Annotated in this window: 15 protein-coding genes and 1 pseudogene; 9 read left to right on the top strand and 7 right to left on the bottom strand. The window is 73.1% G+C overall.

Annotated elements, in window-relative coordinates; all coding sequences use genetic code 11:
- Positions 1-60: 60 nt before the first annotated feature.
- The gene (locus ABTX60_RS25690) at positions 61-2,952 is read right to left on the bottom strand and encodes a beta-N-acetylglucosaminidase domain-containing protein (protein ID WP_352099358.1); all 2,892 of its coding nucleotides are present in this window, start codon (positions 2,950-2,952) and stop codon (positions 61-63) included.
- 223 nt (positions 2,953-3,175) lie between these two features.
- On the opposite strand from ABTX60_RS25690, the gene ABTX60_RS25685 reads away from it, so the two are divergent.
- The 3 genes from ABTX60_RS25685 to ABTX60_RS25675 all read left to right on the top strand — a co-directional run bounded on the left by ABTX60_RS25685 (position 3,176) and on the right by ABTX60_RS25675 (position 5,868).
- A complete protein-coding gene (locus ABTX60_RS25685; RefSeq protein ID WP_352099357.1) occupies positions 3,176-3,433 on the top strand; it encodes a hypothetical protein in 258 nt (85 codons plus the stop codon).
- Positions 3,434-5,518 carry a 4-alpha-glucanotransferase gene (malQ, locus tag ABTX60_RS25680; RefSeq protein ID WP_352099356.1) on the top strand — a complete coding sequence of 695 codons (2,085 nt, stop codon included), beginning with the start codon at positions 3,434-3,436 and terminating at the stop codon, positions 5,516-5,518.
- A 62-nt stretch (positions 5,519-5,580) separates the two neighbouring features.
- Positions 5,581-5,868, top strand: a complete 288-nt coding sequence (locus ABTX60_RS25675) for a hypothetical protein (RefSeq protein WP_352099355.1) — start codon at positions 5,581-5,583, stop codon at positions 5,866-5,868.
- 66 nt (positions 5,869-5,934) lie between these two features.
- Here the strand turns inward: ABTX60_RS25675 and ABTX60_RS25670 are convergent, their stop codons facing one another.
- A complete protein-coding gene (locus ABTX60_RS25670; protein ID WP_352099354.1) occupies positions 5,935-6,447 on the bottom strand; it encodes a MarR family winged helix-turn-helix transcriptional regulator in 513 nt (170 codons plus the stop codon).
- A gap of 106 nt (positions 6,448-6,553) precedes the next feature.
- Between ABTX60_RS25670 and ABTX60_RS25665 the strand changes: the two genes are divergently transcribed.
- On the top strand, positions 6,554-7,489 hold the full coding sequence (locus tag ABTX60_RS25665) for an EamA family transporter (protein WP_352099353.1): 936 nt from the start codon (positions 6,554-6,556) through the stop codon (positions 7,487-7,489).
- A gap of 79 nt (positions 7,490-7,568) precedes the next feature.
- Positions 7,569-8,639 (top strand): helix-turn-helix transcriptional regulator, encoded by a 1,071-nt coding sequence (locus ABTX60_RS25660; protein WP_352099352.1) that lies wholly within the window; start codon positions 7,569-7,571, stop codon positions 8,637-8,639.
- Positions 8,640-8,770: 131 nt separating this feature from the next.
- Here ABTX60_RS25660 and ABTX60_RS25655 read toward each other — a convergent pair.
- The 3 genes and pseudogenes from ABTX60_RS25655 to ABTX60_RS25645 form a co-directional block, all read right to left on the bottom strand.
- Positions 8,771-9,745 (bottom strand): annotated as a pseudogene (locus ABTX60_RS25655) (MFS transporter); the annotation flags it as partial.
- A gap of 283 nt (positions 9,746-10,028) precedes the next feature.
- On the bottom strand, positions 10,029-12,608 hold the full coding sequence (gene pepN / locus ABTX60_RS25650; RefSeq protein ID WP_352099351.1) for an aminopeptidase N: 2,580 nt from the start codon (positions 12,606-12,608) through the stop codon (positions 10,029-10,031).
- Between the two features lie 55 nt (positions 12,609-12,663).
- Positions 12,664-13,560, bottom strand: a complete 897-nt coding sequence (locus ABTX60_RS25645) for a LysR family transcriptional regulator (protein WP_352099350.1) — start codon at positions 13,558-13,560, stop codon at positions 12,664-12,666.
- A gap of 96 nt (positions 13,561-13,656) precedes the next feature.
- Here ABTX60_RS25645 and ABTX60_RS25640 point away from each other — a divergent pair, with 96 nt between their 5' ends.
- Together ABTX60_RS25640 and ABTX60_RS25635 are read left to right on the top strand one after the other, a co-directional pair.
- Positions 13,657-14,880, top strand: coding sequence for an MFS transporter (locus ABTX60_RS25640; RefSeq protein ID WP_352099349.1), 1,224 nt, complete (start codon positions 13,657-13,659; stop codon positions 14,878-14,880).
- A 5-nt stretch (positions 14,881-14,885) separates the two neighbouring features.
- Complete coding sequence (locus ABTX60_RS25635) at positions 14,886-15,404, top strand: DUF1203 domain-containing protein (RefSeq protein ID WP_352099348.1); 519 nt, start codon at positions 14,886-14,888, stop codon at positions 15,402-15,404.
- On the opposite strand, the gene ABTX60_RS25630 is transcribed toward ABTX60_RS25635, so the two are convergent.
- Positions 15,401-16,417: an aspartate-semialdehyde dehydrogenase gene (locus ABTX60_RS25630; RefSeq protein WP_352099347.1), complete on the bottom strand. Its 1,017-nt coding sequence runs from the start codon at positions 16,415-16,417 to the stop codon at positions 15,401-15,403. The two genes, ABTX60_RS25635 and ABTX60_RS25630, sit on opposite strands and share 4 nt — an antisense overlap.
- Positions 16,418-16,813: 396 nt before the next feature.
- Here ABTX60_RS25630 and ABTX60_RS25625 point away from each other — a divergent pair, with 396 nt between their 5' ends.
- Together ABTX60_RS25625 and ABTX60_RS25620 are read left to right on the top strand one after the other, a co-directional pair.
- Positions 16,814-17,386, top strand: a complete 573-nt coding sequence (locus tag ABTX60_RS25625; protein WP_352099449.1) for an RNA polymerase sigma factor — start codon at positions 16,814-16,816, stop codon at positions 17,384-17,386.
- A gap of 1 nt (position 17,387) precedes the next feature.
- Positions 17,388-18,146 carry a hypothetical protein gene (locus tag ABTX60_RS25620; protein ID WP_352099346.1) on the top strand — a complete coding sequence of 253 codons (759 nt, stop codon included), beginning with the start codon at positions 17,388-17,390 and terminating at the stop codon, positions 18,144-18,146.
- Positions 18,147-18,207: 61 nt separating this feature from the next.
- Here ABTX60_RS25620 and ABTX60_RS25615 read toward each other — a convergent pair whose 3' ends face one another.
- Complete coding sequence (locus ABTX60_RS25615; protein WP_352099345.1) at positions 18,208-21,519, bottom strand: S8 family serine peptidase; 3,312 nt, start codon at positions 21,517-21,519, stop codon at positions 18,208-18,210.
- Positions 21,520-21,666 lie beyond the last annotated feature (147 nt).

Genomic DNA, 21,666 nt, shown 5'->3' with positions numbered 1-21,666 from the left:
AGTACATGTACTGAGTGAATAGTGATCGGCGGCAGATTCCGCCGCCGATCCCCACAGGGCTCACTCCGAGACGGCGTACGCCTCCGCCGACCACAGGGAATACCCGTACCGCGTCGCCCGCTTGTCGCCCTGCACGCGCACGAAACGCACGCCCCGCTCGTCCATCGGGACGCTCTCCCGGCCGCCCCCGCTGTCCCGCACCGTGGCGGCGGTGCGCCAGCGGCGGCCGTCCGGGGAGACCTGGACGCGGTAGGACGAGGGGTGGGCGTCCTGCCAGTGCAGCGCGACCTTGCCGAGCCGCGCCGGGCGGGCCAGCTCGACCTGCCACCAGGCGCCGTCGTCCACCGGCGACGACCAGCGGGTCTCCGGGTCGCCGTCGTTCGCCGCCGACGCGGGGAAGTCGGGCGTCTCGTCGCCCGAGGAACGGGCGGTGCCGAAGCGGGCCAGATCGGGGCCGCCGGCCGGCGGGACGGCACGGACGGCGAGGGTGCGGTCCGCTCCCGCGAATCCCAGCCGGACCTCGTACGACCGCATCGGCGCGCCACGCTCCACGGTCACCTCGACCGGGATCTCCACCGTCGTGCCGCGCCGCACGGTCAGCTCGCCCTTCGGCACCCGGACGCGAACGCCTTCGGGCGCCTCGGCGGTGAGCCTGCCGCGGACGTCGGCGGGGCGCAGCGACCCGAGCCGGGCGGTCAACCGCTCGGTCCGCCCGGTCTCGACGTCCGCCCGGTCGCGGGGGAGACCGAGGGAGGTGGCCGGGGATTCGGCGAACCAGGGGATGAGGTGGTGGACGCGGGACGGGTCGGGGCCGGTGACCCGCAGGGCGTCGGCGCGTTCCGCCGGCCGCGCTTCGGTCGCCCCCGATCCGTCCAGGAGGCCTGCCTCCCGCCAGCCCTGCCCCGGCACGTGCACCTCGACGGCCCCGTCGGTGCCCGGCTCCGACAGGACCGTCACGGCGGTCAGCGCCCGCGCCTGCGGGAAGCGCAGAGTACGGCCGTCACCGGGGTTGCGGGGCGGCTCGTGGTCGATGCCCGACCAGGCCGCGTACGCCTTCTGCGCCCGCTGCAGGAACGGGTCCAGCACGTCCGTGCCGACCTCGACCGGCGCCGACTCCAGCCGGGCCCGCAGCGCGCCCAGCCTGCGGTACGCGCTCCAGGCCGCCGCCGCGTCCCCGGCGCGCTGCGCGTCCAGCATGCCGAGCGCGGCCGTGCCCGCCTCGCCGTACGAAGCCAGCTGCCGCGCCCAGGGGGCGACCTCTGCGCCGAGGCCGGTTCCCGACAGGCGCCGGGGCAGCTCGCGCAGCACGGTGAAGGCCCCGCGCAGCCGCCGGGTGGCCTCGCGGCCGGTTCCGGTACCGCCGGCCGTGCGGGACGCCCAGTACGCCTCGGTCAGCGGGCGCAGATACGCCGACTCCCCGTCGTCCAGGACCGAGGAAGCGTCGTTGCCGGCGAGCGCGGCCAGGGCCTGCTCGCGGCGCCGGTCCCCGCCCGCGAGGTCGGCGATCGCGGCGCGCCAGGACTCGCCGGGCCGGTAGGCGCGCGGGTTCCAGGCGTAGTCGGCGGAGGTGAACAGCGGGATGCGGGAGGCCTCCGGCTGCTGCATCGCGTTGGCGAGCAGGGCGGCCGAACCGGTCGCGACGGCCGGCTCACGGCCCCGGTGGGGGCCGAGGAACAGGCGGCCGGGGTCGTAGTCGTTGACCGGGTAGTTGTCCATGGTGACCAGCGGATGCCCGAACGCCTCGCGCGCGTCGGCCAGTTCGCCGCCCGTGATGGTGCGGGGCACCACCCCGACGCCCGTCCAGGCCACCTCGACGGGCGCGGCCAGCTCGCCCGCCAGTGCGCGCCGGTAGTCGGTCGTGCCGTCCTCGTAGTACTCGGTGGGCATCAGGGACAGCCGGGCGGCGCCGGGGTGCCGCCGTGCCAGGTGCCGGGCCACCGCGTTCGCCACCCGGGCCTGCGCCCGCGCCGCCGCCTCGGGGCCCGAGCCGAACCGGTCGGCGTCCGCCCCGCAGTGCCACTCGCTGTAGCTGACGTCCTGGAACTGGAGCTGGAACGCCCGGAAGCCCAGCGCCCACATCGCGTCCAGCTTGCGTGTCAGCGCCCGCACGTCGGCGTCCGAGGCGAAGCACATCGCCTGGCCCGGGGCCACCGCCCAGCCCAGCGAGACGTGGTTGCGCCGCGCCCGCTCGGCCAGCTCCCGGAACCGGGCCCGCTGCCGCGCCGGGTAGGGCTCACGCCAGCGGGCCTGCCGGTAGAGGTCCTCCCCGGGGGCGTACAGAAAGCGGTTCTGCTTGGTGCGCCCCATGAAGTCGAGCTGCGCCAGCCGCTGCCCGTGCGTCCAGGCGGTGCCGTAGAAGCCCTCGGTGATGCCGCGTACGGCGGTGCCGGGCCAGTCGCGGACGACGGCCGACGCGATTCCGCGGTCGGGGCGCAGGAGCTGCCGCAGCGTCTGCGCGGCGTGGAAGAGGCCGTCCTCGCCGGTGCCGGTGAGGGAGATGCCGCCCCGGCCCACGGACAGCTCGTACCCCCCGGAGGGCAGGGCGTGGCGGTCGCCCCGGCGGACGGGCTCCGTGCGCGCCCGCACGACCAGGGCGCCCGGCCCGGCCGTGTCCGTGATCCGGCGCGCCCCGGCCTGTCGCAGCAGCTCGCGCAGGGTAGCGATCGCATGGGGGTCCCCCCTGCTCGAGCGAAGCCGAGAGCTTGGGGGAGGGTCCGCCTGTGCGTCGGCGATCAGGGCGACCTCGTCCGGCACCGCGACCGGGGCGCCGTTCGCGCGCAGCGACTGCGGGCGCGGCCAGACGGAGAGGTCCGGCCCGGCGGTGTCGGGGGCGGGCGTCGCGGTCGTGCCCGGGGGAGACGGAGCCGCCATGGCGGCGGGCGGGGCGACGAGGCTCCCGGCGACGACGGCGACCGCGAGGGCCACGGTCCGCTTCCCACGCCGCAGTCCCACGGGCCCCCTCCAGATGCGTTCGACCGGCGGAACGAGCCCACCACCCGTCCGGCGAGGGTGTCAACGAGAGTGGCCGTTGTAGCCGAAATGCCGGAATCTTGACTGTGTGGAGGGGAGTGGAATGTGAGCAGAAGCACGATGTCGGGTCCGGGGTGTCTGCCTTCGCGTCGACTGGGTAGGGCTGCGATGACCCGTTGAAGTCCCACCCGACAAGGAGGCCCCCGTGGCTGCGATGACTTTCCTTCCGCTCCCGGCCCCGTCCAAACCCGTGGCGGACCCGTCCGCCGACCTCGACGACACCCGTCACGACGACCCGCGCTACTGCGTTTTCAGTTCCGAGAGCACCCACACCGAACTGCCGCTGACCAGCGAGCCCCCGCTGCCCGACGCCGAGCCCCTCACCAGTGAGCCGCCGCTCGCCGAAGCCGCCCCCCTGACCAGCGAGCCCCCGGCCTTCGTCCCGGACTTCACGAGGATGTAGATGACCGCACCCCGGCCGGCCGACCCGCCTTCCGAGGACCTGTCCCGCCTCGCCGTCCTGCACGGCGTCGCCACTTCCTACAGCCCGTCCCCGGACCGCTCGGTCACGGCCTCGGCCACCGCGGTCACCCTGACCCTGGCCTCCCTCGGCGTGGACGCGAGCACGCCCGGCGCCGTCCGCGCCGCGCTCGCGGCCCGCGAGGGGGAACTGGCCGAACGGCTGCTGCCGCCGACCGTGGTCGGCTGGAGCGGCAGCCCCCCAGCCGCCCTGGCGGCGCTTCCCGAGGGGACCCGGCTGCGTATCGACACCGAGCAGGGCGAGCGCCGCACCGCGGCGGACGGCCTCCCGCCCGGCGTGCACCGGCTGACCGCCACCGCTCCCGACGGCCGCACCGCCACCGCCCACCTGATCGTCGCGCCGCCCCGCCTGCCCGCCGCGCCCGGCCGCTCCTACGGACTCCTCGTCCAGCTCTACTCCCTGCTGTCCCGCCGCTCCTGGGGCATGGGGGACCTCGGCGACCTCGCCGAACTGGCCGGCTGGGCCGGGCGGTCGCTCGGCGCCGGATTCATCCAGGTCAACCCGCTGCACGCGGCCGTACCCGGAGCCCCCACCGACCCCTCCCCCTACCGCCCCTCCTCGCGCCGCTTCCCCGACCCCGTGCACCTGCGCATCGAGGACGTTCCCGAGGCCGCCTACGTCCAGGACCCCGACCGCCTGCGCGTCCTGCTGGAGAGATCCGGCCGGCTGCGCGAAGCGGTGCTGCGGCAGGGCGCGTTGATCGACCGGGACGCCGTGTGGGAGCTCAAGCGGGAGGCGCTGGACCTGCTCGGCGAGGTCCCCCTCGGGCCGGGCCGGCGCGCCGCCTACTGCGACTTCCTCGCCGCACAGGGCCAGGCGCTGGAGGACCACGCGACCTGGTGCGCGCTCGCCGAGGTGCACGGCTCCGACTGGCACCGCTGGCCGACCGGCCTGCGCGATCCGCGTTCGGCCGAGACCGCCCGGGCCCGCAACGGCCTCATGGACCGCGTCGACTTCTGGTCCCGGCTCGCCTGGCTCACCGACACCCAGCTGACCGCCGCGCAGCGCGCCGGGCGCGAGGCCGGGATGCCGGTCGGGATCGTGCACGACCTCGCGGTCGGCGTGCACCCCGGCGGCGCCGACGCCTGGGCGCAGCAGGAGTACTTCGCCGCCGGCATGTCGGTGGGCGCCCCGCCGGACGCCTTCAACGCCCGCGGCCAGGACTGGGGCCTGCCGCCCTGGCGCCCCGACCGCCTGGCAGAGTCCGGCTACGCCCCGTTCCGCGAGCTGCTGCGCGCCCTGTTCCGCTATGCCGGAGCACTGCGCATCGACCACGTCATGGGCCTGTTCCGCCTCTGGTGGGTCCCCCAGGGCCACCCGCCCACCGAGGGCACCTACGTCCGCTACGACGCCGAGGCCATGCTCGCCGTCCTCGTCCTGGAGGCCTCCCGGGCCGGGGCGCTGGTGATCGGCGAGGACCTCGGCACCGTCGAGCCCGGCGTCCGCGAGACGCTGCGCGAGCGCGGTGTGCTCGGCACGTCCGTGCTGTGGTTCGAGCGCGACTGGGACGGCGACGGCCACCCCCTGCCCCCCGACGGCTGGCGCGCCGACTGTCTGGCCACCGCCACCACCCACGACCTGCCCTCCACGGCCGCCCGCCTCACCGGCGAGCACGTCGAGCTCCGCGACAGCCTGGGGCTGCTGACCCGCCCCCTGGAGGAGGAGCGCGCCGAGGCCGCCGCCGACGCGGGGGAGTGGCTGTCCCTCCTGTCCCGGCTCGGCCTGCTGGAGGGCACCGGCGGCGGCAGCGACACCTCGTCGGAGGAGGCCCAGATCCAGGCCGTCCACCGCTTCCTGCTGCGCACCCCGGCCCGCATGGTCGGGGTCTGGCTGCCCGACGGCGTCGGGGACCGACGCCCGCAGAACCTCCCGGGGACCTGGGACCAGTATCCGAACTGGCGGCTGCCGATCGCGGACGCGCAGGGGCGGCCCGTGACGCTGGAGGATCTCGCGGCCTCGCCGCGGCTGCACGCGCTGATGGAGGTCCTCAGGGACGGCGGCGCATGAGCCGGGGGCTCTTACGGCACCCCGGGCGCGCGGGCCCGGTCGGCGTTGGATATTTTGACACCGTGGACAAGAAGAACGCCCTGCGCGCCGGCGCCCTGGCAGCCGGTACGACGCTGATGATGCTGCTCATGTCGTCCCCTGCGAGCGCGCTCACCCGCGACGACGGTGACGACCCCGGCCCGGGCCTGAGCGTCATCGAGACGCTGGGCCTCTTCGTCGTGGCCCCGATCGTGCTGTACCTGATCATCCACGGTCTGGTGATGATCAGCGACAAGTCGCACCAGAAGAAGGACCCGACCAGCTCCAACATCGCCACCAAGGCCGAGGCGAAGAGCGAAGTCAAGGCCTGACCAGCGTTCTCCCCGAGGGCGTCGTCGCGAGCACCGCGACGGCGCCCTCGTCGCGTCGGGCCCCGTCTAGGCCCGGTCCGTCCCCGCCAGCAGGTCCCGCAGCAGATCGGCGAGCTGCCCGGCCCGCCGCGGGCCCAGAGCGGACAGCGCATCCGTCTGGACCGCCAACCCCGCCCCGACCGCCTCGTCGACCAGCGCGAGGCCCTCGTCGGTGAGCGTGACGTGCAGCCCGCGCCGGTCGTGGGGGTCGGGGGAGCGACGCAGCAGCCCTGCCCGTTCCAGCTTGTCCAGACGCCCCGTCATGCCGCCGGTGGTGAGCATCAGCGTCGCTGACAGCTGCCGGGGCGAGAGCGTGTAGGGCTCGCCGGAGCGGCGCAGGGTCGCCAGGACGTCGAACTCTCCGCGCGAGATGCCGAACGCCGCGTACGCCTGCCCCACCCGCTCGCCGATCGCGTGGGAGAGCCGGTTGATCCGGCCGAAGACCTCCATGGCGGCGGTGTCGAGGTCGGGCCGGACCGTCGCCCACTGGCCGATGATCGCGTCGACGGGGTCCTTGCGCGGCTCGGAACGTTCGCTCATGCCCTGAGTATCGGCCGCACCTCGGTCACCCGCAAGAAAGTAGCTTGACGGAAAGTTGCTTAGTGCTAAGCTACTTTCTGCTGACCTACTCAGAAGGGTGTCTCCCATGGCCCTCTCCCGCCCGGCCCTCATCACCCTCACCGCCCTCGCGCCCGTCTCCTGGGGCACGACCTACGCGGTCACCACCGAGTTCCTCCCGCCCGACCGGCCCCTGTTCACCGCCCTGGTGCGCGCCCTGCCCGCCGGTCTGCTGCTGCTCGCCCTCGCCCGGGTGCTGCCGCGCGGCGCCTGGTGGTGGAAGGCGGGGGTGCTCGGCGCGCTGAACATCGGCGCCTTCTTCCCGCTGCTGTTCCTCGCGGCGTACCGGCTGCCCGGCGGTCTGGCGGCGGTCGTCGGCTCGGCCGGCCCGCTGTTCGTGGCCGGGCTCTCGGCCCTGCTGCTCGGGCAGCGGCCGTCGGCGCGCACGCTGGTGACCGGGGCTGTGGCCGCGTTCGGGGTCAGCCTCGTCGTCCTGCGGGCGGCCGGCGCCCTGGACACCCTCGGCCTGCTGGCCGCCGTCGCCTCCACGGCGTCGATGTCCACCGGCACCGTGCTGACGAAGCGGTGGGGACGCCCCGAGGGCGTCGGACCACTGGCGCTGACCGGCTGGCAGCTGACCGCGGGCGGCCTGCTCATCGCGCCGCTAGCCTTCCTGGCCGAGGGCGCCCCGCCGGCGCTGGACGGCCGTGCGCTCGGCGGCTACCTCTACCTCGCCCTCGCGAACACGGCCCTCGCGTACTGGCTGTGGTTCCGTGGCATCGGCCGCATGACCGCCACCCAGGTCACCTTCCTCGGGCCGCTCTCCCCGCTGACCGCCGCCGTCGTCGGCTGGGCGGCGCTCGGGCAGGCACTGACGCCGGTGCAACTGGTGGGCATGGGGCTGGCGTTCGGGGCGACGGTGGCGGGGCAGTTCGTGACCCGGCCGTCGCGGACCCTGGACTACGCCCGGCGGAACGCTCGCACGGAGCCGGCGGACCTGCGGGACGGCCCTGCTGTCGTGTAGCCACCGCAAGTGGCGTGGAGCGTCGAGCAATGACGTGAGCCCGAACCCGACCCGGGACCGGACCTGCGATGATCGGTTCATGCGCGCGGCCCGGCTCCTCTCCCTCGTTCTCCTGCTGCAGAACCGGGGCAGGCTGACGGCCGACGAGCTCGCGCACGAGCTGGGCGTCTCGACCCGGACCGTCTACCGGGACATCGACTCACTGGGCAGTGCGGGCATCCCGGTCTACGGGGACGCCGGGCACCGTGGCGGCTACCAGCTGCTCGGTGGTTACCGGACCCAGCTCACCGGACTGCACGCCGACGAGGCCGAGTCGTTGTTCCTGGCCGGGCTGCCCGGCGCGGCGGACGACCTGGGACTGGGCGAGGTGCTCGCGGCGGCACAGCTGAAACTGTCCGCGGCGCTCCCGACCCCCCTGCGGGGCCGAGCCGACCGGATCCGGGAGCGCTTCCACCTCGACGCCCTCGGCTGGTACCGGGAACAGGACTCCCCACCCGCTCTGGTAGCGCTCGCCCATGCCGTGTGGAACCAGCGGCGCATCCGGGTGCGCTACCGCCGCTGGGCCGAGCCGCAGGAGGTCGAGCGCGAACTCGACCCCTACGGCCTGGTCCTCAAGGCGGGCGTCTGGTACCTCGTCGCAGCGGTGGACGGCGCGGTGCGGACCTATCGGGTGTCGTCGATCCTCCGACTGGACGTCGGGGAGGACGGCTTCGAGCGCCCCGACGGCTTCGACCTGACCGCCCACTGGCAGAACTACCTCACCGCCTACGACGCCCGCAGGCTGCGGCTTCAGGCCTCCCTGCGGATCGCCCCGTCGCTGCTCGCCGCACTGCCGGACCGCCTGGACGCGGCACTGGTCCGCGCCGTCGAAGCCTCGGCAGGTCCGCCGGACGGTGACGGCTGGGTGACAGCGACGGTACCGCTGGAATCGGTCGACCTGGCGGTGCCCATACTCCTGTCACTGGGGCCGGACATCGAGGTGCTGGCCCCCGAGGGACTGCGCTGCAAGATCGCGGAGACGGCGGCGGCCGTGCTCGACCGGTACCGGCCGGCGGACACATCGGGCCGGGACGGTGCCGGCGACCTCAGCAGCAGTCCGGCGGACAGAGTCGCCAGCAGTGCGAGGGCGGCAAGGACCCCGAAGCCGTAGCGCGTGTCACTGTGGTCGGTGACCATCGCGACCAGGAACATCACCCCGACCGTAGCCGCCAGCCCGCCACCGTTCGCCAGCCCGAAGGCCCTGCCCACCGAGGCATCGTCGGCCGAGGCCATCAGCATGGTGCGGGAGGCGATCCGGGCCTGCCCGAAGAAGAACGCGCCCAGTGGCACCCCGACGAAGTATCCGGCGATCCCGAACTGGCTCTGCAGTACCAGGCAGACATCGCAGAGCAGAAAGCCCACGACGGCGATGTGCAGGTCCGCACCGCGTCTGCTGACGATCCGGTAGGCCCCGGCGGCCGCCAGGAAACCGAGGCTCCCGAGGGCGTCCACGAGACCGAAACTCCCTGCGCCCAGGTGGAGTTCACCGATCACAGCCGTGGGCAGCAGGGCGTTGAAGACCGTGACGACCACGCTCCCCTGGGCGTAGAGCAGGATGAAGCGGCGCATCCGCAGCGGCCCACGCGTAGCCGCCCGGACCGGCGCCTCCTCCCTGGCGGCGGTGGCCGTCGGCACCCGGTCCGGGCGACGCCCCACCGCGGCGACGCAGAGCGCCGAGACGATGAAGGTTCCGGCGTTGAACACCAGCAGTGGCACGGCACCGAACGCCTGGACGCACAGCCCGCCGACAGTCGCCGAGAGCAGCATCCCCGCCTGGGTCGCCATCTCGTAGCGGGCGTTGAACCGCCGCAGCCTGTCCGCCGGAATCCGTTCCTTGATCAGCGCGGAGCTGGCCGGGAAGAACAGGGCACCGACCATGGCGAGCGCCAGATTGGCGCCGTAGATCCCGGATCCCGGGGCACCACCGCAGGCCAGCCACAGCGGCAGCCCGAGGGCCAGCGTCGCGCTGGTGACATCGCATCCGATCCACAGAGCTCGTCGGTCGAAGCGGTCGGCCAGCCGGCCGAAGAACGGCGACAGCAGGGCCTGTGGCCCGGCGACGGCGATGAACAGCCAGCCGACGGCCATCATGGTCTGCTGCTCCCTGATCATGAGCAGCGCCCCGACGATGAGCTGGACATTGTTGCCGAGAGCGGTGGCGAAAGCAGCGGGAACAAGCAGCCGCTCGGCGCGGCGGGAGTGGTGGTTGAGGATCACGGCACCACTATCCGAAGGTTCGCTGACATCTTGTGTCAGTGAAGTTTTCGCACGACAGGCTCCCGTCGGGCGACGTCATCCTGACCGGGGTCCGATGGTGTCCCGCCTGGAACCACGGTCGTCACGCCGGGACTTCGGGTGCCTCTCCACGCGAGGTGTGCGGGGGCCGGGCACCCTCGACCGCATGGAGCATCCGTGCGTACTCCGCTGTGGGCGGAGGACAGACGAAGGGGCGCCCGGTGCACCGGACGCCCCTTCTGTCACCGGGGAGGAGCCGCCCGGGTTACTCCCCCGCCGCCGCGTCAGCCCGCTGGGCCCGCAGGGCGCGCTCGACGCCCGCGCGGGACTCCGAGACCAGGCGGCGCAGGGCCGCGCTCGGCTCGGCGGAGTCCAGCCACGCGTCCGTCCTGTCCAGGGTCTCCTGCGACACCTGGACCGTCGGGTAGAGACCGACGGCGATCTGCTGGGCCATCTCGTGGGAGCGGGACTCCCAGATGTCCTTGACCACCTCGAAGTACCGGTCCGCGTAGGGGGCGAGCACCTCGCGCTGGTCGGTCTGGACGAAGCCGCCGATGACCGCCTCCTGCACGGCGTTCGGCAGCTTGTCGGAGTCCACGACCGACGCCCACGCCTCGGCCTTGGCCTCCGCGGTCGGGCGGGCCGCACGGGCCGTGGCCGCGTGACGCTCACCGGCCGCCGTCCGGTCCCGCTCGTACTCGCCCGCGATCTCCGCCTCGTCGAACCGGCCGACCGCCGCGAGCCGCTGCACGAACGCCCACCGCAGCTCCGTGTCGACGACCAGGCCCTCGACGGTCTGCGAGCCGTCCAGCAGCGCGTCCAGCACGTCCAGCTGCTCCGGCGTGCGGGCCGTCGCCGCGAACGCGCGCGCCCACGCCAGCTGGTGGTCGCTGCCCGGCGCCGCCGCCCGCAGATGGGCCAGCGTCGCGTCGGTCCAGCGGGCCAGCAGTGCCTCGCGGGCGGCCGGGTCGGCGTACAGGTCGATCGCCAGCTTCACCTGGCGGTGCAGCGACTGCACGACACCGATGTCGGACTCCTTGCCGATACCGGACAGCACCAGCGACAGGTAGTCGCGGGCCGCCAGCTCCGCGTCCCGCGTCATGTCCCAGGCCGACGCCCAGCACAGCGCGCGCGGCAGGGAGGACTCGAAGTCGCCGAGGTGCTCCGTGACGAAGGCCAGCGACCGCTCGTCCAGGCGGACCTTCGCGTACGACAGGTCGTCGTCGTTGAGCAGGATCACGGCCGGGCGGCGCTCGCCCACCAGCTGCGGCACGGCGGTCAGCTCGCCGTCGACGTCCAGCTCGATCCGCTCCCGGCGGACCAGCTTGCCGCTCGCCTCGTCGAGGTCGTAGAGGCCGACGGCGATCCGGTGCGGGCGCAGCGTCGGCTCGCCCTTGGCGCCGGCGGGCAGGGCCGGAGCCTCCTGGCGGACGGCGAAGGACGTGACGACCCCGTCGGCGTCCGTCTCGATCTCCGGGCGCAGCACGTTGATGCCGGCCGCCTGGAGCCACTTCTCCGACCACGTCTTCAGGTCGCGGCCGGAGGTCTCCTCCAGCGCGCCCAGCAGGTCCGACAGGCGCGTGTTGCCGAAGGCGTGACGCTTGAAGTACGCCTGCACACCCCGGAAGAACTCGTCCATGCCGACGTAGGCGACGAGCTGCTTCAGGACGCTCGCGCCCTTGGCGTACGTGATGCCGTCGAAGTTGACCAGGACGTCGTCCAGGTCGCGGATCTCGGCCATGATCGGGTGGGTGGACGGCAGCTGGTCCTGCCGGTACGCCCACGTCTTCATGGAGTTGGCGAAGGTCGTCCACGCGTGCGGCCAGCGCGACCCGGGCGCGTGCGCCTGGCAGGCGATGGAGGTGTACGTGGCGAACGACTCGTTCAGCCACAGGTCGTTCCACCACTCCATGGTCACGAGGTCGCCGAACCACATGTGGGCCAGCTCGTGCAGGATGGTCTCGGCGCGCACCTCGTACGCCGCGTCCGTCACCTTCGAGCGGAACACGTACTGGTCGCGGATGGTCACCGCGCCCGCGTTCTCCATCGCGCCCGCGTTGAACTCCGGCACGAACAGCTGGTCGTACTTCTCGAACGGGTACGCGTAGTCGAACTTCTCCTGGAACCACTCGAAGCCCTGCCGGGTCACCTCGAAGATGGCGTCCGAGTCAAGGTACTCGGCGAGGGAGGGCCGGCAGTAGATGCCGAGCGGGACGGACTGGCCGTCCTTCTCGTACACGCTGTGCACCGAGTGGTACGGGCCGACGATCAGCGCCGTGATGTACGTCGAGATGCGGGGCGTCGGCTCGAAGACCCAGACGTTGTCCTGGGGTTCCGGAGTCGGCGAGTTGGAGATGACGGTCCAGCCCTCGGGGGCCTTCACGGTGAACTGGAAGGCCGCCTTGAGGTCCGGCTGCTCGAAGCTCGCGAACACCCGGCGGGCGTCCGGCACCTCGAACTGGGTGTAGAGGTAGGCCTGGTCGTCGACCGGGTCGACGAACCGGTGCAGGCCCTCACCGGTGTTGGTGTACGCGCAGTCGGCGACGACCCGGAGGATGTTGCGGCCCTGGAGCAGCCCGGGCAGGGCGATCCGGGAGTCCGCGAAGACCTCGGCCGGGTCGAGGGAGTCCCCGTTCAACGTCACCTCGTGCACCGCAGGCGCCACCAGGTCGATGAACGACTCCGCGCCGTTCCCGGCCGTCACATCGAAGCGCACCGTGGTCACGGACCGGTAGGTGCCGCCCTCCTGCGCGCCGGAGAGGTCGAGTTCGATCTCGTACGAGTCAACGGCGAGCAGCTGCGCCCGCTGCTGCGCCTCTTCGCGGGTCAGGTTTGTGCCAGGCACGCGGTCATCTCCTCGTTATGGGTGGGTTGCGTCATCTTTCCACGGCGGCTCGGCGTCAGGCGACGACCCGGGCGTCTCCTAGGGATACCCCTCGGGCGGTGAGGGCCCGGGCGAACGCGCGTACCCCCGCGGACTCCCCGTCCCGGTGCCACACCAGGCCGAGCGCGGACTCCGGAACGCCCTCCACCGGCACGAACGTCACGTCCTCGCGCCGGTGGTACGCGGCCGTGGGCCGGCACAGCAGCATCCCCGCGCGTCCGGCAGCGACCTGCGTGAGGCCCTCCTGGAGGGTGGTCACCGCCGGGCCGGGCACGGCGGTCGGGGCGTGCGCGGCACGCCAGTAGGCGGGCGCCGGGGGAGCGGCCGTGACCAGCGGGGCCGCCGCGACCTCCGCCGCGCTCACCTTCTCGAGGGACGCGAACGGGTGGTCCCGGCCGACCGCGATCGTCTGGGGCCGTCTGGAGAAAACCGGTCCCAGCACCAGGTCCGGCTCCTCGACGGGCAGCAGGACGACCGCCGCGTCCACGGTGCCCACCCGCACGGCGCCGAACGGGTCGGCGAGCGGAATCTCCACCAGATCCGTCACACACTCCGGGTGCGCGGCCCGGAACGCACGCACCGCCGCCGTCAGCCGGGTGTCCGCCGTCCCCTGGAAACCGACCCGCAGCGCGCCCTCGACACCCCGGGCGGCGACCCGCGCGTCCTCCACGGCATCCCGCAGCCCGCCGTACGCCGGGCGCAGCCGCTCGACGAACCGTTCTCCGAGCGGGGTCAGGGCGACCCGGCGGCTCGTACGGTGCACCAGCCGGCCGCCCACCCGCCGCTCCAGCGCGCTCAGCAACTGGCTCACCCGGCTCTGCGAGACGTACAGCCGCTCGCCGGTCCGCCCGAAGTGCAGCTCCTCGGCCAGTACCAGGAAGCACTCCAGTTCGCGCAACTCCAGCCCCGCCACCGGCGTTCCCCTCCCGTCTCGATCGATGAGTCCCGCTCATGGAAGGGTGAGAGCTTCGCCGTTGTTCCCGGCCGGGCGGCGCAAAAGGGTGGAGGCATGCCTTCCACGACCTCCGTTGCGGAGACCACCGCCCTCGCGCCGACCCGCCCCTGGCCCGCCGTCCTCGCCCTCGCCACCGCCACCTTCTCCGTCGTCACCACCGAGATGCTCCCCGTCGGCCTGCTCACCCCGCTCGGCGACGGCCTGGGGGTCTCCGCGGGCACCGCCGGGCTCGCCGTCACCCTGCCCGGTCTGGTCGCCGCGGCGAGCGCGCCGCTGCTGCCGGTCGCGGTCCGCCGTGCCGACCGGAGCACGGTGCTGTGCGCCCTGCTGCTCCTGCTCACCGCCGCCAACCTGCTCTCCGCGCTCGCCCCGCACATCGCCGTCCTGCTGGTCGCGCGTGCCCTGGTCGGGGTGTGCATCGGCGGGGTGTGGGCGATAGCGGCCGGACTGGGCACGCGGCTGATGCCACCGCACCGGGCGGGCCGGGCGACCGCGCTGATCTTCAGCGGGATCGCGGTCGCCTCGGTGCTGGGCGTCCCGGCCGGCACGTTCCTCGGCTCGCTCGCGGGCTGGCGCTGGACCTTCGCGGCACTGGCCGGCGTGACCCTGGCGGTGACGGCGGCGCTGTTCCTCGTGCTGCCGCCGCTCCCGCCCGGCACGCCCGTCGGTCCGGGCACGTTCGTGCGGCTGGTGCGCACGCCCGGGGTCGGCCGGGGCCTGCTGGCGGTGGCGCTCCTGGTCACCGGGCACTTCGCGGCGTACACGTACGTCCGCCCCGTGCTGGACCGGGTCCCGGAACTCGGCGCGGGAACGGTGAGCACCCTCCTGCTCGCCTACGGTCTGGCGGGCGTCGCCGGCACGTTCGCGGGCGGCGCACTGGCGGCCCACGACCCCCGCAGGGCCCTGCTGGTCATCGCGGCCGGACTCGGCGCGGTGGTCCTGCTGCTGATCCCGGCGGCGGGATCACTGGTGGCCTCCACGGCCTTGCTGGTCCTGTGGGGCCTGGTCTACGGAGGAGTCTCGGTCTCCGCCCAGAGCTGGCTGTCGGCCGCGGCGCCCCGGGCGCGGGAAGCGGGGTCGGCGCTCTTCGCGGGGGTCTTCAACACGGCCATCGCGCTGGGGGCCTTCACCGGCGGCCGGACGGCGGACGCGCTGGGGCCCGCCGCGGTGCTGGGGGTGGGCGGCGCGCTGGCGCTGCTGGCCGTGCCGGCCGTGCTGAGCGCGGGAACGCGACGTCCGGATCCCGCCGGTGACGCGGCCCCGCGCGAACGAGTCTGATGGGTATGACGACGACCACGTACACGGCACGTGCCATCCCCCCACGCGCCCTGAAAGAGCTGCGCGCGACGGACGACGCGGGCCGTCCCGCCGCCCCCTTCACCGACCCCGAGGGCGACGCGCCCCTGCGCTGCTGCCTGCGCCGCAGCGAGCCGGGCGAACGCATCGCGCTGGTGTCCTACGCCCCCCTGCGCCGCTGGGCCGCGCAGACGGACGTGACCCCGGGCGCCTATGACGAGGTGGGCCCCGTCTTCATCCACGCGGAGGAGTGCGAGGGCCCGGCCGGAGACGTCCTCCCCTTCACCGGGGCCCACCGCACGGTCCGCCGCTACTCCGCGCAGGGCCACATCCTGGGCGGGCGGCTCGTCGAGGAACCGGCCGCCTTCGAGGAGGCCCTGACGGAAGCGTTCGACGACCCGGCCGTGGCACTGATCCACGTCCGGGCCGTCGAGTACGGCTGCTTCCTCTACGAGGTGCGCAGGGGGTTCGAGGAGGGCAGGGGGTTCGCTGGGGGCAGGGACTAGCCCTGCAGCTCCGCCGCCACCAGCTCCGCGATCTGTACGGCGTTCAGCGCGGCGCCCTTGCGGAGGTTGTCGTTGGAGACGAAGAGGGCCAGGCCGTTGTCCACCGTCTCGTCGCGGCGGATGCGGCCGACGTAGGACGGGTCCTTGCCGGCGGCCTGGAGGGGCGTCGGGATGTCGGAGAGCTCGACGCCCGGGGCGTCCTTCAGCAGCTCCGCCGCGCGCTCCGGGGAGATCGGGCGGGCGAAGCGGGCGTTGATCTGGAGGGAGTGGCCGGAGAAGACCGGGACGCGCACGCAGGTGCCGGAGACCTTCAGCTCGGGGATCTCCAGGATCTTGCGGGACTCGTTGCGGAGCTTCTGCTCCTCGTCGGTCTCGTTCAGCCCGTCGTCGACGATGTTGCCCGCGAGCGGCAGCACGTTGAAGGCGATGGGGCGCTTGTAGACGCCCGGCTCGGGGAAGTCGACCGCTTCGCCGTCGTGGGTGAGCTTCTCGGCGTCGGCGACGACCTTCTGCGTCTGGCCGTGCAGCTCGGCCACGCCCGCGAGGCCGGAGCCGGAGACCGCCTGGTACGTGGCGACGACGAGGGCCTCGAGACCCGCCTCGGCATGCAGCGGACGCAGCACCGGCATCGCGGCCATGGTCGTGCAGTTCGGGTTCGCGATGATGCCCTTGGGGCGGTCCTTGATCGCGTGCGGGTTGACCTCGGAGACGACCAGGGGCACCTCCGGGTGCTTGCGCCACGCGGAGGAGTTGTCGATCACCACGGCACCCTGGGAGGCGACCTTCTCGGCCAGCGCCTTGGACGTGGCACCGCCCGCCGAGAACAGCACGATGTCGAGGCCGGTGTAGTCGGCGGTCGAGGCGTCCTCCACCGTCACGCCGTCCAGCTCCGACCCCGCGGAACGGGCCGAGGCGAACAGGCGCAGCTCGGTGACCGGGAAGTTCCGCTCCGCGAGGATCCTGCGCATGACCGTGCCCACCTGTCCGGTGGCTCCGACGATTCCGACCCTCACGGTGACTCCCTCTCCTGCGTCTCTTCACGTACTCGTTGCTTGGCCGAGGCTTTTCCATCATGCGGCCGACCACGGCCCGCCTGTCCACTTCTTTCCCCGGTCTGCCCGGAGAGTGGGACGGCTCGTCCCACTCCATGGTTGCGGACCTGCGGTGTCGACCCCGCTGAGCTGGAGGAATTCGTCCGGCAGGGGTCGTGCGCCGCAAGCTCGCCTGCCCATGGCGGTCCCGGCCACACGGAAGTGTGATGTACGCCTCGGCCGACCGCGACCGCGACCGGATCCGGGCGGGCCGTCGCGGATCCCGGCGGACCGCGTCGGAACCAGGCCGAAAGACCACCGAACGTTCCGGGCCGTCCCGGCGTCGTAGGAGAAACACGGCTAGGGGGGTGGCTTGTGCTGTTGCGCGGGAGGGCCCGGCGCGCCCGGGAGGCGCACGCCGGGTCCGGCGACGTTCCGCCGAGACAGGGCGATCGCCGGAGCGAGACCGATCCGCTGGACGCGGCACAGGAGCGCCGGGTGCGGGCGGTGCTCGCGCTCGGCGGGGTGCCGCAGGCGGACCTGCCGGACGGGGTGCAGCAGGTCCGCCTGCGGCTGCTGGAGCGGGCCGCGAGCGGCCGGGAGGCGCCGCGGGACGTCTCGGCGTGGGCGGCGGTCGTAGCCTCCAACCTCGCGATGGACTGGCACCGGGCCAAGCGCCGCCAGGAGCGGCTCGGGGAGAGGCTGGCCGCCCTGCGCCAGACGGAGCATCCCTCCGGCGAGGACAGCAGTGTGCTGTCCGTCGCCGTCACCCAGGGCCTGGACGAGCTGCCCGACGCCCAGCGGCAGGTCGTCGTCCTGCGCTTCTACGCCGACCTGCCGGTCCGGTCCATCGCCGAGCAGCTCGGCATCCCGGAGGGCACGGTCAAGAGCCGGCTGCACACGGCGGTACGGGCCCTGCGCGCCCGCCTGCACGAGGACGAGGTGGTGTGACGTGACCGCCCAACAGGACCAGACCGGGCACGACGGGACCGATGCGCTGATGGCGGCGATCACCGGCGAGGCGCCACCGCGCGAGGCCCGCGCGAGCGAGACCTTCATGACCGAGTACCGGGCCGCGACCGCCGACGTGGCGTTGCTGCGCGAGCAGCTGGGCCTCATCGCGCACGCCCTCGCCGGGCCCCCGGAGGTACCCGCGTCCGAGACCGGCGGCGCCTCCGTGACGCCGCTGCCGGCGCGCCGTAAGCGGCCCGAGCCCCTGGCCGTGGCTCTGAAGGGCCTCGTCGCCGCCGTCGGGGCCAGTCTGGTGATCGGCATGGGCTGGCTCGTCGTCCAGAGCGGCGACATGAGCGCCGGGAGTGATCAGGGCGGGTCGTCCGCCGCCGACAGCTCCGCAGGCCGGCCGCAGACCGAAGGGGGCGCCAAGCTCGGCCACGCCGGGTACCTCGCCTGCGCCCGGACCGTGGTCGAGGGCACCGTCGCCGAGGTCGAGACCCTTCCCGGTACCGGCCAGGACCGGATCACCCTGGACGTGACGCGCTACTACAAGCCCGACAAGGGCCGGGCGCGGATCACCTTCCCCATGGAGACCGGCGCCGAGCCCTCGCTCCGGGACGGTGAACACGTGCTCGTCGGTTTTTCCGCCGGGCAGGCCCTGCCGGACATGTGGGCGACGGGGGAGAAGGAGATCGCCCGTGACCGGGCGTGGATCACCGACGCGCTGCCCGCCTCACGCACCCTCCCGTGCCCGTGAGCCGCAGCAAGAAGGGGCGGGCGCCCGTACGGACGCCCGCCCCATAGCTGCCGTGGTGCCGCTACGGCAGCACCTTCTCGATCTTCACGCTGCCCAGGCCCGCGACCGTGCCGCGCGCGTTGACCAGCTGGACCTGGCCGAAGAACTCACGCCCCTCGGGAGCGGCCGCCGCGGCGGTGACGCTGCCCGAGACCGTCGCGGAGTCACCCGAGCCGAGCTTCACCGGAGCCGACCCGTCGACGGTGACGCTGCCGAGGGAGGGGGAGAAGAACACGTCCCGGTAGTCGTACTCCGTGGCGCCGGCCGGCACCGAGTAGCCGACGACCTCGATCGAGTACTTCCCGGCGGCCGGGGCCGGGATGGAGACCGACTCCTCCGAGTCGCCGTCGGCGGAGCTGCCGACCTGCGTGCCCGACGCGTCGTAGACGGCGAGGTCCAGGTCCGCGGCGTTGTCCGAGACACCGCCGATGGCGACATCCAGCGACTTGGCGCCCGCGGGCACCTCGACCGTCGTGGTCTGCGTCTCGCCCTGCTTGATCGAGGGGCGGGCCGCCTTGGCCGAGCCCAGGGGGCCGCCCACCAGCTTGCCGTCGAGCGCGGCGAAACCGTTCGTCACCTTCCAGGAGGCGGCGGCCGGGGTGCCGACCTTCGCCTCGGGCACGGTCACGGTCTCCGGGTCGAAGACCGCGCCGAGCACGGCGACGTCCAGCTTGTACGGGTTGTCGAGCAGCGGCGACGTACGGCGCGACTCGACCTCGATCTCCCAGACGCCCGGCTGCGGGTCGGCGTAGGAACGCACGTCCGGACGGCAGGTGTTGGCCGGGTTGTCGTAGTTCGGGTAGCAGTTGACCGTCGAGGACGGGTCCGACGGCGTGCCGTACGGGTGGATGGAGATGAACCGGGTCTGGCTCTTGTCCTTCAGCCCGCTCATCGCGACCTCGAGGGTCTTGGCGCCCTCGGGGACGGTGACGAAGTAGTGCTGTGTGCTGTTGCGCTGCACCGAGCCCGACGCGGAGAAGGTGTGCTTCAGCGGCGCGGCGACGACGACCGTGCTGAGGACCTGCTCGTCGATGCCCTCGGTCTTCGGGTCGTCGACCTCCAGGATCGCGCTCTTGAGGCCCGCGGACTTCGGCGCGGCCTGGACCTTGACGGTCACCGGCTGGTTCAGCGGCAGCTTCACCTCGTCGGAGCCGACGATGCGGAACGTGCCGCCCGCGTTGTTCTCGAAGTGCAGCTCGTGGCGGATCGCCTTGTCGGCGCCGGACGTACGGGTAAGGGTGATCTCGTACGTCTTCTTCTGCCCGGCCTTCAGGCCGCCCTCACGGTCGTACAGGCCCGTGCCGAAGCCCGGGGTCTTCAGGAACTGGTCGATCGCGGTGTCGACCGGAGCCTTGACCGAGTAGGTGTGGGCGGTGGCGTCGTCGCGGATCGCGTCCCAGGCGTCGGGGATGTTCATGAGGCCCACGCCCTCCTCGTACGCCTGCACACCCTTGATGTGGTCGGCGGTGGAGGTGAGGGCCGTGCGCAGGGTCGCCGGCGTGAGGTCGATCTTCTTCTGCTTCGCGGCCGAGATCAGCAGCGCCGCGGCGCCCGTGGCCTGCGGGGAGGCCATCGAGGTGCCCTGGAGCATCGAGTAGCCGGCCGGCAGGGAGTAGCCCGCCTCGGCGACCGGGGAGCCCGGAAGCCAGGTCTGCGTGGTGTTGATCGCGGCACCCGGGGCGACCAGGGTCGGCGTGAAGCCACCGTCCTCACGCGGGCCGCGCGAGGAGAACGGCATCATCGCGTACTTCTTCTCCACGACCGAGCCGTAGTTGGCGGCCCAGGTCTCCTTGGAGACGGACGCGCCGACCGAGATGACCTTGTCGGCCAGGGCCGGGTCGCCGATGGTGTTGGCGCCGGGGCCGGAGTTGCCCGCGGAGATCACCAGCTGGACGCCGTAGGTGTCGATGAGGCGCGTGTACAGCTCGGCGCGCGCGTTGTTGCCGTCGTTGAGCGCCGGCAGGCCGCCGATGGACATGTTGACGATGTCGACGCCGCGCTTGGTGACGAGGTCGATCATGCCCTCGGTGAGCGCGACGTTGGTGCAGCCGCCGGACCAGGTGCAGGCGCGCGAGGACACCAGCTTGGCGCCGGGAGCGGCACCGTCCATCTTCCCGCCGAACAGGCCGTTGGCGGCCGTGATGCCGGCGACGTGCGTGCCGTGCTCGGACTCGATGACGCCGATGTTGACGAAGTCGGACTTCTTGCCGACCCAGGAGCCGCCCAGCGGGTCCATCGGGACGTCCTTGCGGATCTCCACGACGAACGGCTGCCGCTCGGCGACGTCGGTGGCCGGGTCGTCGGTGCCGAAGTACCCGACCTGGTGGCCGTCCTTGTACGGCTTCATCGGGGCGTCGTCCGCGAAGTCGTTGTTGTTGTTCAGGTCGACCCGGACCGTGCCGGCCTTGGCGTCGTACAGCACGCCCCAGACGTCGGTGGTGTCGCCGTCGCGGTTGGCGTCGCCCTTGGCGTCGCCGCCCGTGGTGTACGACTCCTTGAAGAGGCTGACGGCGTACGAACCGGCCGGCGCCTTGTACGACTGGCCCTGGTAGCTGAAGGCCGGGCCGGACACGGCCGAGACCATCGGGCGCCAGGTGCTGTCGTTGTCGATGATCGGGTCGGTCGCCGTCACCCAGTCGACGATCTTCCGCTCGCCTGTCGTCGTCTTCTGCAGCGCCGGGTGGCCGAGGTCCACGCCGGAGTCCAGGATGCCGATGGTGACGCCGCGGCCGTCGGCCTTGGGGTGGTCCTCGACGAAGTCGACCGCGCCCGTCTCGAACGACGGGTTGTACGGGTTCTCGGCCGGGGTCTTCTTCCCCGGCGCCGGGTACGTCCCCTTCGCGGCCTTGGCGCCCTTCGCGGTGTCCGCGCTCGGCGTCGGGTCGTCCAGCGGGATCTCCTCGCGCAGGTCGATGCCGTGCACGGAGGACAGCTTCGCGGCGGCGGCGATCGCCGAGTCCGCCTTGGCGGTCGGGACGGTGGCCCGGACGTAGCCCAGCTTGTCGTCGGCCCGGCCCACCGAGCCGCCCTTGACCGCGTCCAGCTGCCCGGCGACCTGCTCGGTCTTCCCGGGCACGGTGGCGATCATCATCGTGACGGTCTTGTCGCCGTCGGCCTTGGCCTCCGCGAGCAGGTCCGCGTCGTCCGAACCGAGCTTGGCGTGGGCGGACTTGACGCCCGGGTCGGCCGGGGCGTCCGCGCCCGGCCCGTCGGCGGAGAAGGCCATCGGGATCGGCCCGGCCGCGGAGAGCGCGGCCACGAGACCGGCGGCCACGGCGATGCGGGCCACGCGTCTCGGGCCCGATATCTGATCGCGCGGGGTGGGAGGGGTCATCGGCATCCCTTGTAGGTAAAGGAACGAGCGGGAAGCGACCGAGGCCCGATCGGTCCTGGTCGCAGATGGTCCGAACGGCGAGCCCGGACGATCGCACAGCCTTACGCAAGGTGAAGTCCTTTGGGGAGTGTTGACCCAAACGAGATG

The sequence above is a fragment of the Streptomyces sp. NPDC126510 genome (assembly GCF_040302345.1).
Lineage (GTDB): Bacteria > Actinomycetota > Actinomycetes > Streptomycetales > Streptomycetaceae > Streptomyces.
The sequence above is the reverse complement of the archived record's forward strand: the minus strand, read 5'-3'. Positions and strand labels throughout refer to the sequence as shown.

Bases quoted from the DNA above. Each gene is read 5' to 3' on its own strand.
- malQ (WP_352099356.1), top strand. From the start codon at position 3,434: ATGACCGCACCCCGGCCGGCCGACCCGCCTTCCGAGGACCTGTCCCGC.
- ABTX60_RS25670 (WP_352099354.1), bottom strand. From the start codon at position 6,447: ATGAGCGAACGTTCCGAGCCGCGCAAGGACCCCGTCGACGCGATCATC.
- ABTX60_RS25665 (WP_352099353.1), top strand. From the start codon at position 6,554: ATGGCCCTCTCCCGCCCGGCCCTCATCACCCTCACCGCCCTCGCGCCC.
- ABTX60_RS25660 (WP_352099352.1), top strand. From the start codon at position 7,569: ATGCGCGCGGCCCGGCTCCTCTCCCTCGTTCTCCTGCTGCAGAACCGG.
- ABTX60_RS25640 (WP_352099349.1), top strand. From the start codon at position 13,657: ATGCCTTCCACGACCTCCGTTGCGGAGACCACCGCCCTCGCGCCGACC.
- ABTX60_RS25635 (WP_352099348.1), top strand. From the start codon at position 14,886: ATGACGACGACCACGTACACGGCACGTGCCATCCCCCCACGCGCCCTG.
- ABTX60_RS25615 (WP_352099345.1), bottom strand. From the start codon at position 21,519: ATGACCCCTCCCACCCCGCGCGATCAGATATCGGGCCCGAGACGCGTG.